Consider the following 18504-nt stretch of genomic DNA (forward strand, 5'->3'; position numbering starts at 1 on the left):
AGCCCGCCCCAAATGGCGACAGCGTGAATGATCACTCCAACGGGCGGTTGTATTTGCGTTTTACGGCGCTAATGCGCTTTCGGGGTCGGGTTAAGTCAAAACGGGAATTACAGTGACTAGAAAATCGGCTCTTATCACCGGCGTGACCGGTCAGGATGGTGCGTATCTGTCTCAGCTGCTGCTGGACAAGGGATATGACGTCCACGGCGTAAAGCGCCGCTCTTCGTCCTTCAACACCGGACGGATCGAGGACATCTATCAGGACCCGCACGAGGAAGACCAACGCTTCCACCTGCATTATGGCGACCTGACGGATTCGACGAACCTGATCCGCATCATTCAGGAAACGCAGCCCGACGAGGTCTACAACCTCGCTGCGCAAAGCCACGTTGCCGTCAGCTTCGAAACGCCGGAATACACCGCCAATGCCGATGCCATCGGCACGCTGCGTCTGCTCGAGGCGATCCGCATCCTGAAGATGGAAGACAAAACCCGCTTCTATCAGGCATCGACCAGCGAGCTGTACGGTCTGGTGCAGGAAGTCCCGCAGAGCGAGACAACCCCGTTCTATCCCCGCAGCCCCTACGGCGTGGCCAAGCTGTATGGCTACTGGATCACGGTGAACTACCGTGAGGCCTACGGGATGCACGCCTCCAACGGCATTCTGTTCAACCACGAAAGCCCGCTGCGCGGCGAAACCTTCGTGACCCGCAAGATCACCCGCGCTGTGTCGGCAATCAAACTGGGCCGCCAGAAAAAGCTTTATCTGGGCAACCTGGATGCCAAGCGCGACTGGGGCCATGCACGCGAATATGTCGAAGGCATGTGGCGCATGCTGCAGCAGGATACGCCTGACGATTACGTGCTGGCCACCGGCGAAACCGTCACAGTGCGCCACTTCGTGGATATGGCTTTTGCCGAAACCGGAGTGACCATTCGCTGGGAAGGCGAAGGCGTGGATGAAAAAGGCTATGATGCAGAGGATGGCCGTCTGCTGGTCGAAGTCGACCCGCGCTATTTCCGCCCGACCGAGGTCGACCTGCTGATCGGCGATCCGTCCAAAGCGCATGAGAAGCTCGGCTGGAAACACACCACATCGGTGGGCGAACTGGCGGCAGAAATGGTCCGCGAGGACATGAAGATCATGCAGGACGCCCCGATCCAGAAGGACGCGTGATGTTCGATCTGACCGGCAAGTCCGTTTATGTCGCGGGCCATCGCGGGATGGTCGGCGGCGCCATCGCACGGCAATTGAAGGACCGGGACTGCACCGTCCTGACTGCCACCCGGCAAGAACTCGATCTGCTAGATCAGGCCGCGGTCTTCGCATGGATGGAGCAGGCCAGGCCTGACGCAGTGGTGGTGGCAGCAGCCAAGGTCGGCGGAATTCTCGCCAACAACGATTTTCCGGCTGATTTCCTTTACCAGAACCTGGTTATCGAAACGAATTTGATCGAGGCAGCCCACCGTGCCGGCGTGGACCGCCTGCTGTTCCTTGGCTCGTCCTGCATTTATCCCAAATTTGCCGAGCAGCCCATTCAGGAGGACTCGCTCCTCACCGGCGCGCTGGAGCCGACCAATGAATGGTATGCGATCGCCAAAATCGCAGGGATCAAGCTGTGTCAGGCTTACCGGAAGCAATATGGCCGCGACTACATCTCCGGCATGCCGACCAATCTCTACGGCCCCGGCGACAATTTCGATCTCCAGTCGAGCCACGTGATCCCGGCCCTGATGCGCAAAGCGCATGAGGCGAAGGAGGCTAGCGACGCCAACATCACCATCTGGGGCACGGGCACACCGCGCCGCGAATTCCTGCATGTCGATGACTGCGCCAGCGCGTGCATCCATCTGCTGGAAACCTATAGCGACGATATTCACGTCAATATTGGCTCCGGTGATGATCTGCCGATCTATGGTCTGGCCCAGCTGGTTTGCGAAGTGGTGGGATTTGAGGGCGAAATCGTCCGCGATGAGACCAAGCCCGACGGCACGCCGCGCAAGCTGATGGCGGCGGATCGCCTTCGCGCAATGGGGTGGACGCCTGCGATCAGCCTCAAGGATGGCCTCGCCAGCACATATCAGTGGTTTCTGGAGAACAAGGCCGAGGCTCGCGGCGCCTGAGCCATGCGAATCCTGTTTCTCGGCCTGAATTACGCGCCCGAAGAGATCGGCATTGCCCGGTACTCGACCGGCATGTGCGAAGAACTTGCGCGGCGCGGCCACCAGATCGAAGCAATCGTCGGCAAACCCTATTACCCTGACTGGGAAGTGCCCGAGGAATATCGCGGTGGCGGCGCGCGGCAATCGGTCGAGAACGGCGTAAAGATTACCCGCGTGCCGCATTATGTCCCGTCCGACCCGGGCGGGGCCAAGCGCATAATTCATCATGCGACCTTCGGGCTCAGCGCATTGTTGCCGATGATCCGGGCCGCCCGCAGCCACAAGCCCGATCTGGTCATGACGATCGCGCCCTCCACCATCGGCGCCGCGAGCGCCCGGATTGCCGCGCGCATGGCCGGTGCCAAGAGCTGGCTGCATATTCAGGATTTTGAGGTTGGCGCTGCGCTCGCCACCGGGCTGGTCAGCGAAGGCGGCATGGTCTCGCGGCTCGCCAAGGCCTTCGAGAAATGGGTGGTCACCGGCTTCGACCACGTCAGTTCCATCAGTTTCGAGATGTGCCGCAAGATTGGCACCTATGGCGTTCCGGAAGACCGGGTCAGCGAGTTTCGCAACTGGGTCGAGGGAGGCGAGGTTTACCCGTTAGACGAGCCCTCCGCTTATCGGCAGGAATGGAACATCCAGACGCCGCATGTGGCGCTTTATTCGGGCAACATCGCCAACAAGCAGGGGATCGACATACTGGTCGATGTTGCGCGGAAGCTGGAAGACCGGACTGATCTGACCTTCGTCATTTGCGGGAACGGCCCCAATCGCGCGATGCTGGAACAGCAGGCAGCCGGACTTGGCAATATCCAGTTCCACAATCTGCAACCGATGGAACGGCTCAACGAATTGATGAATTTGGCGACCGTGCATCTCTTGCCGCAAAAGGCCGATGCCGCCGATCTGGTGCTGCCTTCCAAGCTCACCAATATGCTCGCCTCCGGCCGCCCTGTCGCAGCGACTGCAGACCGCGACACCGGCCTCGGGCGCGAAGTGGACGGATGCGGCTTGCTGGTTCCGCCCGGCGATCCGGATGCCCTCGCCACCGCCTTGGAGCGACTGATCGACGACGAGGCGCTCTACACATCGAGCGCCCTAGCTGCTGTGCAGCGCGCGGACGAGCGGTGGAACAAGGACAATATCTTCGGCGCGCTCGATGCCCAGCTTCGCAGCGTGGCAAGCACCGGCCCATCGCTCGCGTGATCAAGGGTTTGCTGCGGATATCACGCCCATTCGCTGCAATGCAGCATGAAGTCTTGCCAACACGCTTTGACGGCCTTAGCACTGCGCGCAATACAGACGTGGTCGCTCCTGCTCAGTATTCCATGGATTAGCCTTCGACCGCGCGCATGAATTCTCCCGCATCTCCTCCCAAACCAGCGTTGTTGATGATCGGGCCGTTTCCGCCGCCCGTTCACGGCCAGTCGGCGGCGACCCTCGCCACGGCTGAAATGCTGGCCGACGCGGGATTTGACGTGCGGCGCTGCGACACTGGCGAAGGTGCCAGCGGTGGGCGCATGACCCGCATCACCCGGCTGCTGTCGGCCATGATGCGCATCATGACCGGAAGCGAGCGGCATATCTACATCTCCGCCAATGCCAATCTGGGCATGAGCATCACGTTTTTATTGTGCCTTTTGGCCCGCATCCGGGGCCGCGCCCTGACACTGCACCACCACGCCTACAGCTACATCGGGGCGCGCTCTGGATGGGCCGCTGGCATGGCAAAGGCCGCCGGCCCCAATGCCATGCATCTGACCCAGTGCAGCGGCATGGGCGCAGAACTTGCTGCACGATATCCGGTAATCGCCCGCACCCTGCCTTTCAGCAATGTCGGCTTTGTAGAGAAGCAGACAGATGCGGGTCCGCAGCAGGGTGCCTTCACCTTCGGGCACATGAGCAATCTGACCGAGGACAAGGGCCTCGGCGAAGCGGTGGACACGCTGCGCAGCGCTTTGTCTGACGGTATGGACGCGCGCCTTGTCGTTGCCGGACCCTGCTCCGACGATTTCGCTACCCGCACTGTCAAAGCGGCGAAGCAGGAACTGGGCCAGCGGTTCGAATATCGCGGTCCGGTCTATGGCGCCGACAAGGACGCATTCTTTAAAGACCTCGATCTGTTTCTGTTTCCCACCCGCTACCGCAACGAGACACAGGGCATCGTGGTTCTCGAGGCGCTTTCCTACGGAGTGCCGGTTGCAGCCTATGGCCAATGCTGTGTGGGCGAAACGGTCGGTCCGGAAGGCGGCGTCGTTGCCGCCAATGACGACGATTTTGCAGGGGTCGCACTCCAATTTGCTGCCGCCTATGCAGCCGATCCGGCTGGAACGCGCGCCAAGGCCCATCGCCAATTTCAGCGCCATACCGAGACACACCAGCGCGATCTCGATGCGATCACCGCCCATTTCCACCAAGTTGCAGTCCGCATGTCCGGCTCCGCTGCCGTGACGCAATCGAGCCCGCAATGAACCACTCTCAGCCGATCACCGACCGGAGGCCAAAGTGACCGACAACCACACGACATCCGGAGCCAAAGTGCCCTTGCGCGATCTCGCGCGCTGCCATGCACTCGCTTCGCCCACCATGCTCAAGCTGTATTGGCAGCCGCGGGAGAAACCGCTGAAATCGCTGCGGGTCGCGCGGCCGGGCGACGATGCTGTGATCGACGGCTTCCCCCGGTCATCCAACACGTTTGCCACGCACGCCTTCTTTCTGACCCAAGGCGATGACGTAAAGCTTGGCAACCACGTGCACTCGGCCGGGCAGTTCGTGCTGGCTCAGCGGTACGGTGTCCCCGCGATGCTGGTGCTGCGCGATCCGGTGCAGGCGACGCTCTCTCTCTCGGTGTTCGACAAGCGCTACACCCCGCCGGTTGCCTATTACTGGTACAATCTCTTCCATCGCAAAATGCTGGAGCTTGAAGACTTCATCGTGGCTCCCTTCCCCGAAGTGACATCCGATTTCGGGCGCACGATCGAGCGCATGAACGAACGCTTCGGCACCGACTTCAAACCGTTCCATCATAGCGAAGAATCGAGTGACGCTGTCTTTGCCCGCATGGCGCGGGAGCGCGAAAAACGCGCCGACGCCTTGGGCGAACTCTATCGCAATCCCATGCGCGTCGCGCAGCCCACGGCGGACAAGGACACCCAAAAGCAGGCGATGAAGGCCGCGTTCAAAGATCCGGCGCTGGACGGTCCGAAAGCGGAAGCGCGCGAATTGTTCGAAGCGCTGATGCAACGGGCCGAAGCGTAAGGGCGGCCGCCCGAACCCGCCAATCGCCCATGAGCACCAGTCCCTCCCCAAACTGCCCACAATTCCTGATTATCGGGGCGATGAAGGCTGGCACAACCACGCTCTATCGCGACCTTGAATTGCATCCCCAGGTGTTCCTTCCGCAGGAGAAAGAGCCGGAAACCCTTGTCAGCATGGGTGATGACCATGAGGCCATCCTGCGCGATTATGCCTCGCTGTTTCGCGGTGCACGCGAGGGGCAAATTCGCGGCGAGGCTTCCACAGCCTATACCAAGCGCCCGACCTTCGAAGGTGCAGCAGACCGGGCGAAAGCGCTGTGCGGGCCTGATCTCAAGCTGATTTACCTCATGCGCGAGCCGGTGGGCAGAATGGTCAGCCAGTACCGCCATGAATTCGGCCTGCATGAAACCGACCTGTCCATGGATACCGCTTTTGCGCAAGACAGCCGTTACGCCGATTACAGCCGGTATGATTATCAGCTCGAACCCTGGCAGGCCGCTTTTCCGGCCTGCCAGATTCTGCTGCTATCCTTCGAGGAATATGTGCAGGACCGGGCGGCAACATTGCTCGTCGTCTGCCAATTCCTCGGGATCGATCCCGCGCTGTTGCCGCAGCCGGAGGAAGACAAGGCCTTCAATGCCAGCGAAGGAAAGCCGGTGGCGCGCGGATTGATCGGACGATTCGTGACCTCGCGCCTCTACCAGCGCGGGATAAAGCAGGCTGTCCCGCGTGCCTTGCGCGAACGCGCCATGCAGGCGCTCTTGCCCAAGGCCCGCTCGGCAAGCGGAAAACTCGATCCGCAGATGCGGGCCACTTTGGCCGAGCAGTTTGCCCCCTACACCATCAACAAGCCCGCTCTGCCGCCAGACCACTGACAATTTCTCGATTAGGGCACCCTCGCCCGACCTGTTATCAACCCCATTCGTAAGACACCCAGGAGATTTTATGCTCAAGCAGCTCGCCAGCAAAGTCCGCCAAAAGCTGCAAAGCGTTGGCAAATCGAACAAAGACATTTTCGACGAAATCTACCGCGAGGGCATCTGGGATGGCCCGGGCGAAGTTTCGTCCGGATCGGGCAGCCAGCCACAGAATTCCAAGGCGTATGAGGACATGATCGTCGCCTATGTCGAGGCGAATGGCATCAAATCGATCGTCGATGTCGGCTGCGGAGATTTCCAGGTTTCCGGCCGTATCATGGAGCGGTTGGGCGACGACGTCACCTATACCGGCTGCGATGTGTCGAGCGTGGTCATCGACCACAACAACAAGAAATACGCGACCGACCGGATCTCCTTCCAGCAGGTCGACGCCTCGGAGAAATCGCTACCGGTGGGCGAATTGGTCCTGATGCGCGAGGTGATGCAGCATCTCGACAATGCGGCCATCCTGGAAATCCTGCCCAAGCTCGAAGCTTTCCCGCACGCGCTGGTCAGCAACACGATCGCCAAAGGCGCGAAGCCGGTCAATATCGACCTCGCCCCCGGCCGCGGTGCGCGCGCCGGGATCGGCAGCGGATTGTGGCTCGACAAGCCGCCCTATAATCGCCCTGTCGAGGTTCTGCTGACCAGCGAACACGACAATGGCAAAGTGGAAATCGTGACGGTACGCCTGCTCTCCGCAGGCAAGGCCTAACGCTGCGTTACCTCCAAATCCGGTTCCCCGCTTCTGCTCCTGCGAAATGGGCAGCCGGGGGCCGGACAGGACTTTCACGCACTGACCATGACCCTTGCCGCCAACATCCAGCGAGCGCGCACCCTGATCGGTGAACGGATGCGCGGTCCCGCGCTCAAGCGAATATCCCTCGCAATGGGTGCCGGCATCATGGCTCGGCTGGGGCTGCTGGCTCTTGCCGTGGTGGTCGGCCGCAGTTTCGGACCGGAGGATTTCGGCGCCTTCACATTTGCCACCGGTCTCGCACTGGTTGTCGGGCAATTGGCGGCACTGGGCTGGCCCGCATTGATGAACCGTCTGATCCCGGCTCTACGCGAAGCGCAGGATTGGTCGGCATTGCGTGGTTTGCTGCGGGGCGGCAATTTCATCATCCTCGCCTCCTCACTCACAGCCTCCGGCATCATCGTTCTGGTTGCGCAATTTGCGGGAGAACTGTCGCGCTCGCTGCTGTTCGCGGCAATGCTCGTCCCTCCCTTCGCGTTCTGCATCTTGCGACGCCAGCAATTGGCTGCCTTTCGTAAAGCCCATTTCGGCATGCTGTTCGATCAGGGCTTTGGGGCAGTTTGCACGGTTCTCCTCTTCCTTGCGCTGGGCGGGATGGCGCTGGGCGAGGCAGTCGTCACCTATGCCTGCATGACTTTGCTCGGCACATTGATTGCCGCATTCATGGTCCACCGGCTCGCACCGTCCGAGATAAAGGGACAAGTCCCGACTTACCGTATCCGTGCGTGGATGGCCCTCGGCCTGCCCATTCTGGTCGGCATGTCCTCCAAGCTGTTGCTTGGCAAGACGGACGTGCTTCTTCTGGCTCCGCTCTCCAATCTGATAGAGACAGGTCTGTATGGCTCCGCTTACCGGATCACCTACCTTCTGAGCTTCCCGCAAGTGGTCCTGATGACCATTGTGACCCCCGCGCTCGGCGAGGCATTTGCCAAACGAAAAGCAGGGCAGGTTCGCCGTGTTACGCGGCTGTCGCTGGCTTTCACGGCGGTGACGGTGCTGCCATTGCTAACGGCCGTGCTGCTGTTTGCCGAGGATATCCTGCGCATTGTCTTCGGCGCGGAGTTCGTCGGCGCGGCTGCTCCTCTGCGGCTACTGGTCGTGGGCCAGGCAGCCAGTTGTTTCGCTATGGTTTTCGCGTCCATGCTGATCATCGGTGGGCGCGAGAAAGCCTTTGCCGGCTGGAATGCATTGATGCTGGCGGCAAACATCACCTTGTGCGTTCTGCTGATCCCGCAATTTGGCGCCGTTGGCGCAGCGCTGGCGACGTGCGGAGTGGCGATCACCATGCTGCTGGGTCAAATCTGGTTTGCACGGCCGCTTTGGCGCGGAAAAATGTTGGGCGGCAGCGATGCCCAGACCGGAATAGACAAACCGATGAACGATAAAGGTGCAGATGATGTCGTCTAATTTTGTACAGAACGCAGCCCTGCGATCTGCCGGAATGGCCGCTTATCGTGCCTGGGCCCGGGCCCAGTTCTGGCGCAAGGGCACGCGCATTCTGGTCAATTCCATTCCCAAAGCCGGAACCCATTTGCTGACGGCCGAGCTGGCCCGCATCGAGGGACTGCAGAATTCACGTCTTCATCTGCTCAACACCGATATTCTGGAGGACAAGCTCGACAATTCCGCCAACCCGGCCATGAAACTGGACCGCATCGCCAGCGCGGTGAAGACGGTGCGCGGAGGGCAATATTTCAGCGCGCATTTGCCCTGGTCGTCCGGCTTCGAGCAAATCCTGCGCGAAGAGAACATCGCGACCTTCTTCGTCTTGCGGGATCCACGCGATGTGCTCGCGTCCCGCTACCACTACATTCTCGGTCTGAAGCGGCATCGTCTGCATACCTTCTTCGCCGATCCTTCCCGGTCGGAGTTCGAACGATACAGGCTTCTGATCGAAGGGCATGCGGGTGATCCGTTCATGCGGCCGATGGTCGAAATGCTCGCGCAATTCGCACCCTGGGTGGAAAGCGACATCACGCTGACTGTCCGATTCGAAGATCTCATCGGCGCTCGTGGCGGCGGCACGGACGAGGCGAAGCATGCGGCATTCCAGCGGATCGCCGTCCATGCAGGCATCGCTGCCGACCGATTGCCCGATGACATCGCTCAAGCTCCGGCGAAAACCGCGACCTTGCGCAAAGGCAAATCAGGCGGATGGCGTGATGAACTGCCGCGGGAGGTGCAGGAGCTTGTCGAAGAAACCTGCGGCCCGACCTTGCGCCGGATCGGCTATTCCCAGTAGCAGGCCAGCTGGCCGTTCTAGGACGGCGTTATCGAGAGATCGGAATAGGACGCCCTGCGGGTTTCGCCGCGAAGATTACGTCCCGTGCGCAGCTCTACGCGTTGGATCGGGCAATTCGCGGGCACCGTGAAGGGCAATGTCTGGGCTTGCCAACCACCGCCCGAGGCGGCGGCATTTTGCGGCGTATCAATGGTCTCGCCAGCGCACAAAACGCGCCATTCCAGACCCTCGCTCTCCGATCGGGAGCCAAGCTTGCTGTAGTTGAGCTGATATGGCCCCGGATTGAGTCGCAACGTCTGGATCAGGATCACGCCGCGGACGCGGCTCCGCGACCGGATGTTGAGTGCATCGTCGACCCCCTCGCGGCTGCCGACCGTGACAACGATACTCTGCGCGCGCCCGCGCTTCCATTCGAAGGGGCTGACGGCAGCGTCCGGATCACGCGCACCTTCGCGGAGGCCGCTGAATTGGGGATCATTTATGCCCTGCTGAAACATAGTAACAGGCTCCAGACGCTCGGCAGCAGCAAGCAACGGACCGCTGAGATCAAGCGCAGCCAAGCGCGACAGGACAGGCGCTACCTCTTCGCTTGCCAGCGAGCCGCCTTCGCGCTCGGAAAGTTCCAGCACCATCTGGGCAAAGTTCTGCGCCGACTGCGAATCGCCGAAATCATCGACCGACTTGAGTAGATCGAGCCGCCATGGGGGATCTTGCGAAAGCCGCGTGACCATTCTGGAGCGGATTTCCTCATTGGCGATGCCGGCGGAAATTGCCCGGAAGACCTCTTCCGACAGCTCGGTTCGCCGAAGCACCGCATCGATATGGTCGATAGCACCGGTAATGTCGCCATCCTGCGCGGCCATCATCAGCAGTCGTGCCTGCGCCGGGCTGTCCCGCCATCCGAGCAGGTCTGAGGTGCGAATCGTGTCGTTTGCCCACGCATCGGAGGCTTCGCCCGCGAGTTCTATCTCGCCCAGCTTGCGCACAGTGGATTGCTGGACAGGCAATCTGCGCACCGCAGCCTTTCCAGTCTCCACAGCCGCATCGAAATTCTCAGCCGAAGCGAGAACGACTGCTTCATTGGCAAGCCCCTCGGCGGACCTGACCGGCGAAAGAAAGCCAAGCCCGGCGACATCGGCATCGTCGGCGGCGTTGCCCAGCCCGTGAAGGACAACCACCACCAGTCCGGCAAGCGCGACGAGAATTGCCTTCACGCGCCGACTCTTCGGATCGGCTGTGGCCTCGCTATTCGCGCTTTCGCTCACCGTTCGGAATAGGAGTATTCATACTCCTGGTAATAATAGGCGTATCCGTCGCTCTTCGCATCGAACTTGGTCATGACGATACCAACCAGCTGGTTCGCATGGTTCGACAGGCGACGCAGCATATCCTTCACCTGGCCCGGACGCCACGCACCCGATTCCAGTGCAAAGACGGTCGCATCGACATTGGAAGAAATGATCAACGCGTCGGACAGGCCAAGAACCGGAGGACCGTCGACGATCACATGATCGAACTGTTCACGCCATTCGGCGATGGCAGCCTTAAGGCGCGCACTCGACAGCAGGTCGACAGGATCGGGCGGGATCGGCCCCGCAGTGACATAGGACAGGCCATTAAATTCGGTGGCCGAATGCACGATCGAAGACGTATCGGTCTGGCCCGCAAGCAAATCCGACAAGCCGACCTCGTTCTGTGAATCGACGAGACGGTGCATTTGCGGACGCCGCAAATCGGCGTCGACAATCAGCACTCTCTTGCCACGGCGCGCGAGATATTTTGCCACTGCAAAGGCGGTGGTTGACTTGCCTTCGGACGACCTGCCGCTCGTGATGAACATCGAACGCGGTGCACCGGTGTCGCTGGATAGCGACAGGATCGACGTGAGCGTCTGGAAAGCCTCCGAAACACCGGAAAGGTTCTCCTCCATCGCCGCCTTCATATCGCCGTCGTGCGGCTTGGGGATGGTCGACAAGAGCGGCACCGACAGATGGCGACGAATGTCTTCCGGCGTACGGACCCGGTTGAAAATCTGTTCGCGCAGCATGGTCAGCAGACCAGCCAGAACCAGTCCGACCAGCAGTCCGATGGCCATGTTCCGCACCGGCTGCGGGGCAAACGGATTGCGCGGCAATTGCGCTTCATCGACAATGGTGATGCTGTTGCCGGTCAAGCCTGCCGACGCAGTCAATTCGCGGAAGCGCTGAAGCAAACCGTCATAGAGCGAGCGGTTGGTTGCGACTTCGCGGGCGAGAATATTGTACTGGACCCCCCGGGTTTGTTCGCCCTGCTGCTGTCCGGTGAGTTCCGCAACTTCCTGGCTCAGCTCACGCTCGCGGCCCAGGCGCGCTTCGTATTCCTTGCGCAGAGAGCTTTTGATCGAGCCGGAAATCGACGAAACTTCTCTGTCGATCTCGGCCAGCTCGGCCCGAACTTCCTGCACTTCGGGCGCGCCATCGACATAGCGCTCGTTCAATTCCGCCAATTCGCCGCGCAATTCGGCGCGTCGGCGAAGAAGGTTCGTGATCGCGGGGTTCTGATAGACTGACGGAAGCGCCAGCGCGGGGCTGGAGCGTGCGCTCTGCCAAGCCTGCTCGGCTTCGATCCGATCAGCTTTCGCGCGGATCAGCAATTCGTTGGTCTGCTCGATCGTCGCTCCGGTGAGCGATCCGGTGCTGTCGCCTTCCGCGTTGCGTGCTGTTGTGACGATGCCCGCATTCTGCGCGTAGGTGGCCAGAACCTTTTCTGAATTCTCAAGCCTCTCGCGTGCTTCGGCCAATTGTTCGCCGACAAACTCGCGGGCATAATTGTTGACGCTGAAACGCCGGGTCAGGCTGTCTTCGATATAGTTTTCCGCCAGACTGTTGGCGATCTCTGTCGAGAGGCGGGGACTGGGGCTGACAAATTCGATCTCGACAATCTGCGAGTCCGGAACGCGCGCCACACGGCGATTGGCCATAATTGCTGCAACCACTGCAGCGGTGCGATTGGTCTGCGTCGCCGCTTCATCGCCCTCGCCCGACGGTGCAGCCCGGTTCATCGCCAGTAGAAACGCATTGTCATCGAGCAGGCCAAGATCTTCGGCCACATCCTCGGCAATAGACCGGCTCTCGAGAATCTCGATCTGCGTCTGCAGAAACTGGTCGGTATCCCGCGATTGGACATCAGCTTGCACGTCTTCGACATCGAGAATATTCGCCTGCTGCGGGTCAACCTGCAGCGTCGTCTCAGCGCGGAACAAGGGAACGGTCAGTGCAGTCAGGATTGCCGCTACGATCAACATCGTCACAACCGATCCAAGGATCAGCCAGATGTTCCGCATGACAATGGCGCGCAGCTCGACGAAATCGAACAGACCGCCCTCATTGTCACTGCCAGAGGGCGCGCCCCCTGCCAGCAAAACGCTGTCATTGGTGCCTTCACCGCTCGGGCGTCCACTCGGGACCACGGATTGCGCTTGATTCATTGGTTTCTGCACAGTTCCAATAATGTCGGGTTTAGAGGGACGGAATTATCCGGAAGATGCTGGCCGCAATCGGCGACAGCCGGAGAGCCTCGAGATAGTTGCGCCGTGCGCCATCGGTGTGGACGACAACTACGTCCCCCGCCACCATTGTCGGGTCGTCGGCATACCCGCGCTCGATAGCGGTAAGATCGAACAAAGCGCCCATCCGCTGATTATCGATTGTCCGGAAAATCACGACATCATCGCGCGACGCAATCTCTGTCGTCCCCCGTGCACGGGCAATAGCGCCTAGCAAGGTCAGATCGCCATCAATCGGGAACACGCCGGATTGGGCAACCGCGCCTTCAACCGTAATCCGCTGTGCAGCGGAACGCACCAGCATCACCGTCACGTCGGGATTGCGCAGATAGCTTTGCGCCAGCCCGTTTTCCAAACGCTGCGCGAGATCGAACACTGTCGCCCCGGAAGCTTCCACGCGGCCCAGGATCGGGAATGCAATCGCCCCGGTCGAATCCACGGTAATCTGGTCAAAGGACAGATCTTCCTCGCGGAATGTCCGGATGCTGATCTGGTCCTGCGGACCCAGACGGTATGTCGCCGGATCGACCTCGTTCAGCGGCATTTCAAACTGCTCGGCCACCTGCGCAATCGGCGGAGAGGCCTGTTCGATCGTGCTGGTGCAGGCAGACACCATTGCAAGCATCAAACCCATAGCTGCCAAAAAGAGCGGCGAATTTTTCATCGCGTGAACATTCCCGTCATTTCATGTGGTGTTTCGGGCCGAGGAATCGACCGTGGTGCGGTCGGTTTCCGATGTAACAATCGTGCTATCGCTTGGTCTGGGCATAAGCAAGCCGCAAAGGGCCGCGAAGGTCACCGCCAGACCTGTGGTACGCAGCGGATAGTCGAAACTGCTATGCGCAATCAGCACAATGACGGCGACACCCGCCACAGCCTGAAGCCGCCGATAATCGCCAGCATCGCCAAGCCCCCCGCGCAGCGCCTTCCATGCGGCCCAGCCAATCACGAAAATACCGGCAAACAGCAGGAGCAGACCCGGAATGCCCGCATCGAAAGCGATTTCGAGAAATTCATTATGCGCGCTGTTCACAAACTTGCGCCCAACCATATGGAGCGGTTCGGTGAAGCGGTAATATTCCACGAAACTGCCAATGCCTGCGCCCAATGGCATGGTATCCTGCACGATCTCGAGCACGCGCGGCCAGATGATCAGCCTAACCTCGTCCTCATTTCCGAAACGCTCCAGCGTACGGCCCAGCAACGCGCTTCCCGAACTTGCCGCGATGGCCAGAATGGCGGCGCCCAAAGCCCCGGCCCCGATCAGCGCGCCGAACAATTTGCCCGCATTCCCGGCAAACCGGATGATCAGGATGGCCAGAGCGGCAAAGCCGGCCAACAGAAATCCTCCACGCGAGCCCGTCGCGAGGATGGCGAGTATGAACAGAGCGCTCATCAGTAAAAGGATACCCGCTTGGCCCGCAGCGCCGAACCGGGCGGTCGGCACCCATGGAGAGGCGATCAATCCCGCCGCCAGCAGCCAGCCAATTATCGCAAAATCGGCTTGATGATTGCGGTTCGCGAAATAGCCCGAACCAAAGCCGATATGGGTTGCCTCGTAAAAGTCCAGCGACTGGGTCCCGCTGCCATACTGCAGAAGACCGAGAGCCGCGCCAACAATCGCCAGACCCAGTGCGACCAGAGCGAGCCGCGTCCGGCCGCGCTCCGAAAGGCGCAAAACCGCATAGAACATCGCGATGGGCGGCAGCAGAAGAAGCAAATTGTCGAATGTTTCCGCCGGATCGAGCGCGAAGGGCCGCCATCCGTTGGCAAGACCCAGTTGCTCGAGAACCTGCTTCGCAGTGTCCACCGGCGAGAGAATAGCCCACAAATTATACGGCAGCGGAACCAGATGGAGCAGCACCAGCCCGATCGTCGCGGCCAGCACCCATCCAGCCCAGCGGACGACTTTCTCGTCGGAGATGCGCCCGGCAGTGGATGATGCATAGGCCTGATAAGCAACAAACAGTGCGGCGAGTTGGATAACCATCTCACGCCCAGCATTACCATTGGCCTGTCCGCCAAGGAGCAGTGCGACAGCCATCAGCACAATTGCTCCGATAAGCAGTTTTCGCTCGCCGCGAATAGGCGCGCCTTGAGGGTTTGCGGCTGAAAGCATCGGGTCGTGATTTAGCCAGAACTTCCCTGAGTGACCAGCCCAAAGCCGCGCTTTGATGTCTATATTTGGAACAGACGCGGGCCGGGTGGATTGGAGGGCCAAAGGAACCGTTTGATGCCTCACCAAAAGATGCCCCCAGCACGCGACATCACCTGCCGTGGCTGATCATGAAGGCAAGGACCGTCATCGCGCGGTGCCCAGCGGTCGGATCGCGCGGCTGGCGGGATTCAGCCGTCTTGCGGGCGGGGTTGCAGGCTCTGTCGTGGGCGAAGGTGCCCGCCGGATGGCGGCTGGCGAACGTCCGACAATGAATGAGCTGCTGCTCACCCCGGCGAATGCAGCTCGGCTGGCCGACCGGCTTTCCCACTTGCGCGGTGCGGCGATGAAGATGGGCCAGATGATCAGCATGGACGCAGGCGACCTGTTGCCGCCCGAGCTGTCGACGATCCTCGCTTCGCTGCGTGACCGGGCCAACTTCATGCCCCCCAAACAGCTCGACAAGGTGCTGGCGCAGGATTGGGGCAAGGACTGGCGCAAACAATTCCGCCGCTTTGAACCGCGCCCGATTGCCGCTGCCAGCATTGGCCAGGTCCACCGCGCGCTGACCCGCGATGGGCGCATGCTGGCGATCAAGGTGCAGTATCCCGGCGTCGCCAAAAGCATCGATAGCGATGTCGACAATGTCGCGACCCTTTTGCGGGTGTCCGGCCTGCTGCCCAAGGAGCTGGATATCGAGCCTTTGCTGGCAGCTGCGAAGGAGCAATTGCACGAGGAAGCGGATTACCACCGCGAAGGCGAGCAGATGCAGATCTACGCATCGCATCTGGACAAAAGCGAGGGATTCGTTGTTCCTACCCTCGACACCGAACTGACACGGGATCGTATTCTCGCGATGAGTTTCGAGGATGGCATTCCGATCGAGGATCTGATCAGCGAGCCGCAGGAATTGCGCGACACAATTTTCGAGCGGTTGCTGCGATTGGTCCTGCGCGAAATGTTCGAGTTCGGGATCATGCAAACCGACCCGAATTTCGCCAATTTTCGCTATCGCCGCGGGGAAGACGGCGCTCCGGGCCAGATTGTTCTGCTCGATTTCGGGGCCGCACGCCCGGTCGATCCCGATATCGCGGCGGCCTATCGCAGCTTGCTGGAAGCGGGCCTCGACAAGGATGCGGACCGCATTCGCGAAGAGGCGATAAAGGCCGGTTTCATCAGCCCGGTCGTCATCGAGCGACATCCGGAACGGATTGGCAAGATCATCGACATCATTGTCGAAGAAATGAGCCCCGATGCCCCATTCGATTTCGGGGATCGCTCTTTCGTGCCCCTGCTCAAGGATGAAGGCATGCAAATTGCCGAGGACCGGGCAAACTGGCACCTGCCTCCGGCCGAAACCCTTTTTGTCCAGCGCAAGATCAGCGGAACCGCCCTGCTTGGCGCGCGGCTGGAGGCGAAGGTCAATGTGCGCCGTGCCGTGCAGGAAACATTTCGCCGCACAACCGTTGGCAATTAAGCTGCGCGACAGGAACGCTGCGCAACCGCAAAGACCTTAACTGGCAAGGAAAACATCATGATCCGCAAGACAATCGCCGCAATCGCTCTGGGCGCAACCGTCTTCACCCTGACGGCGTGCAACACTGTCAAAGGCGTTGGCCGCGACATCGAATCCGTCGGCGAAGCTGGCGACCGCGCGATCTAAGCGCAGCCGGTCCCGCTCGGCCTAGCCTTCCTGGGCCGCAATCCAGCGATCGATATGCTGCTCCAGCACGCTGAGCGGGACCGCGCCGTTTTCCAGCACCGCATCGTGAAATGCGCGCAGGTCGAACTCCGCGCCGAGCGCTTCTTCGGCGCGGGTGCGTAGTTCACGGATCTTCAGCTCGCCGATTTTGTATGCCAGCGCCTGTCCGGGCCACGTGATGTAGCGATTGACCTCGGCATCGATATTTCCCGGGCTGAGCGCGGTATTGTCGAGCATGAAATCGACCGCCTGCTGCTTGCTCCATCCCTTGGCATGGATGCCGGTATCGACCACCAGACGCGCGGCCCGCCACATCTCGTAGCTCAGGCGACCCATCTCTTTTGCGGGCGTGTCATAGAGTCCCATCTCGATCCCCAGACGCTCGGAATAGAGCCCCCAGCCCTCGACAAAGGCAGTGAAGAACGTGCCGTTGGCGCGCAGCGGATGAATGTCGAGCTCCTGCTGCAGGGCAAGCTGGTGATGATGGCCCGGCACAGCCTCATGCACGCCCAGGGCAGGCAACTCCCACAAAGGCCGCTGGTCCAGCTCGGTCAGGTTCAGCCGGTAAATGCCCGGCTGCCCGGTCTCCAGCGATCCGCGCTCATAATAGGCCGTGGTGTTGCCCGGTGCCTGTGCTGCCGGAATCGGAGAAACGGTGTAAGGTTGACGCGGTAACTTACCGAAAAGTTTGGGCATCCAGCCGTCGATTTCCTTCGCTAATGCCTGCGTATAGCGCAGATACTCGTCGGCATCCGTCATGTAATATTGCGGGTCTGTGCGCAGGTGCTCGATATAGGCCTCGCGCGTATCGTACCCCGCGCTGCTTGCCACTTCGACCATTTCGGCGCGAATCCGGGCGATTTCGGACAGGCCCAGATCATGCACTTCGTCCGGCGTCATCTCGGTCGTGGTGAAGCTCTTCACGCGGTAGGCATAATACTCCTCACCGCCCGGGGTGGCGAGGACACCCGGTGTGCCGGTGCGGCATTCGGGCTTGTATTCTTCGACATAAAAGTCGCGGAATTCGCGGTAGGACGGGAACACGCTCTCCTGCAGCGCCGCGCTCGCCCGGCTGGTCAGGGCTGCCCAATCGGCATCGCTGATCGTCGAAGGTTGCTCGCCGAATGGTCGCCAGAAGGGCGACTGGGTGTAATCGTCGACAATCTGCTGCGAAATCCGGTCTTCCAACCCTTCCATCGGGCCGCAGGGCTGCGTCAGCCCGCGCGCCACCGCCTCGCGGCTGCGCGCGATGCCATCGTCATTCACTTTCGCGAATGCTTCCAGCCGGGAAATATAGCTTACGTAATCCGCCTTGGTGAACAGAGGAGACCTATGCGGGAGCGAGGCAAACCAGGTGAACCAGCCCCCGCGATTGGTGAAGATCACATAGCGGTTCTGGTCGAAACCCGCGCCTGCCAGTCCGTCTTCGAAACTGCGTTTGAGAATGGCGTAATCAACCCGCAGATCACCCGGCAATGCGCTGTCGTCGATTGCGTCCAGCCGCTCCAGAAACGCCCTGCTTTGCGCTGTCTGGCGCTCATATTCAGCGAGCGAGATATCGCCCAACTTCCCGTCGCCGCGCCGGTCGCCGATGCTGGTGGCCAATTGCGGTGCGCTGTCGAGAGTCGCCTGCCAAACTTCCTCGCGCAAAGCCTCATAGTCTTCCACCGGACCTGCCAGAGCAGGTGATACGATCGCGGTGGAAAGAGCGAGGGCGGTGAAGAAGCGGCGCATGACGTGTGTCTCCCGGATTGTGTCAGTCTGTC

At 60.6% G+C, this 18504-nt stretch carries 16 protein-coding genes; 11 read left to right on the top strand and 5 right to left on the bottom strand.

Annotation, left to right across the window (positions count from 1 at the left end; genetic code table 11):
• Nucleotides 1–112 precede the first annotated feature (112 nt).
• The 9 genes from gmd (at nt 113) to ACFCW2_RS13415 (ending at nt 9337) form a co-directional block, all read left to right on the top strand.
• Nucleotides 113–1177: a GDP-mannose 4,6-dehydratase gene (gene gmd / locus ACFCW2_RS13375; protein ID WP_379547097.1), complete on the top strand. Its 1065-nt coding sequence runs from the start codon at nt 113–115 to the stop codon at nt 1175–1177.
• Nucleotides 1177–2124: a GDP-L-fucose synthase gene (gene fcl / locus ACFCW2_RS13380; protein ID WP_379547099.1), complete on the top strand. Its 948-nt coding sequence runs from the start codon at nt 1177–1179 to the stop codon at nt 2122–2124. The genes gmd and fcl overlap by 1 nt, the downstream gene beginning before the upstream one ends.
• A 3-nt stretch (nt 2125–2127) precedes the next feature.
• On the top strand, nt 2128–3369 hold the full coding sequence (locus ACFCW2_RS13385) for a WcaI family glycosyltransferase (RefSeq protein WP_379547101.1): 1242 nt from the start codon (nt 2128–2130) through the stop codon (nt 3367–3369).
• Between the two features lie 185 nt (nt 3370–3554).
• The gene (locus ACFCW2_RS13390) at nt 3555–4634 is read left to right on the top strand and encodes a glycosyltransferase family 4 protein (protein WP_379547103.1); all 1080 of its coding nucleotides are present in this window, start codon (nt 3555–3557) and stop codon (nt 4632–4634) included.
• A 34-nt stretch (nt 4635–4668) separates the two neighbouring features.
• Entirely contained in the window at nt 4669–5421 is a 753-nt protein-coding gene (locus ACFCW2_RS13395; RefSeq protein WP_379547105.1) for a hypothetical protein, read from the top strand.
• A gap of 29 nt (nt 5422–5450) precedes the next feature.
• The gene (locus ACFCW2_RS13400) at nt 5451–6296 is read left to right on the top strand and encodes a sulfotransferase family protein (protein ID WP_379547107.1); all 846 of its coding nucleotides are present in this window, start codon (nt 5451–5453) and stop codon (nt 6294–6296) included.
• Between the two features lie 70 nt (nt 6297–6366).
• On the top strand, nt 6367–7053 hold the full coding sequence (locus tag ACFCW2_RS13405; protein ID WP_379547110.1) for a class I SAM-dependent methyltransferase: 687 nt from the start codon (nt 6367–6369) through the stop codon (nt 7051–7053).
• Between the two features lie 87 nt (nt 7054–7140).
• Nucleotides 7141–8502: a flippase gene (locus ACFCW2_RS13410; protein WP_379547112.1), complete on the top strand. Its 1362-nt coding sequence runs from the start codon at nt 7141–7143 to the stop codon at nt 8500–8502.
• Nucleotides 8503–8536: 34 nt separating this feature from the next.
• On the top strand, nt 8537–9337 hold the full coding sequence (locus ACFCW2_RS13415) for a sulfotransferase domain-containing protein (protein WP_379547114.1): 801 nt from the start codon (nt 8537–8539) through the stop codon (nt 9335–9337).
• Nucleotides 9338–9354: 17 nt separating this feature from the next.
• Here ACFCW2_RS13415 and ACFCW2_RS13420 read toward each other — a convergent pair whose 3' ends face one another.
• The 4 genes from ACFCW2_RS13420 to ACFCW2_RS13435 are packed head-to-tail and all read right to left on the bottom strand — an operon-like array spanning nt 9355 to nt 14925.
• Entirely contained in the window at nt 9355–10551 is a 1197-nt protein-coding gene (locus tag ACFCW2_RS13420) for a hypothetical protein (protein ID WP_379547116.1), read from the bottom strand.
• A gap of 47 nt (nt 10552–10598) precedes the next feature.
• Nucleotides 10599–12803: a GumC family protein gene (locus ACFCW2_RS13425; protein WP_379547118.1), complete on the bottom strand. Its 2205-nt coding sequence runs from the start codon at nt 12801–12803 to the stop codon at nt 10599–10601.
• A 31-nt stretch (nt 12804–12834) separates the two neighbouring features.
• Nucleotides 12835–13545 carry a polysaccharide biosynthesis/export family protein gene (locus ACFCW2_RS13430; RefSeq protein ID WP_379547120.1) on the bottom strand — a complete coding sequence of 237 codons (711 nt, stop codon included), beginning with the start codon at nt 13543–13545 and terminating at the stop codon, nt 12835–12837.
• A gap of 21 nt (nt 13546–13566) precedes the next feature.
• Nucleotides 13567–14925 (bottom strand): O-antigen ligase family protein, encoded by a 1359-nt coding sequence (locus tag ACFCW2_RS13435; RefSeq protein ID WP_379547121.1) that lies wholly within the window; start codon nt 14923–14925, stop codon nt 13567–13569.
• A 232-nt stretch (nt 14926–15157) separates the two neighbouring features.
• Here ACFCW2_RS13435 and ACFCW2_RS13440 point away from each other — a divergent pair, with 232 nt between their 5' ends.
• A complete protein-coding gene (locus ACFCW2_RS13440; RefSeq protein ID WP_379547123.1) occupies nt 15158–16513 on the top strand; it encodes an ABC1 kinase family protein in 1356 nt (451 codons plus the stop codon).
• Nucleotides 16514–16570: 57 nt separating this feature from the next.
• On the top strand, nt 16571–16699 hold the full coding sequence (locus ACFCW2_RS13445; RefSeq protein ID WP_379547125.1) for an entericidin A/B family lipoprotein: 129 nt from the start codon (nt 16571–16573) through the stop codon (nt 16697–16699).
• Nucleotides 16700–16720: 21 nt separating this feature from the next.
• Here the strand turns inward: ACFCW2_RS13445 and ACFCW2_RS13450 are convergent, their stop codons facing one another.
• Nucleotides 16721–18472, bottom strand: coding sequence for a DUF885 domain-containing protein (locus tag ACFCW2_RS13450; protein WP_379547127.1), 1752 nt, complete (start codon nt 18470–18472; stop codon nt 16721–16723).
• Nucleotides 18473–18504: the final 32 nt, after the last annotated feature.

Origin of the sequence: Qipengyuania algicola, from assembly GCF_042492175.1 — a bacterium.
Classification (GTDB): Bacteria; Pseudomonadota; Alphaproteobacteria; order Sphingomonadales; family Sphingomonadaceae; genus CAJXSN01.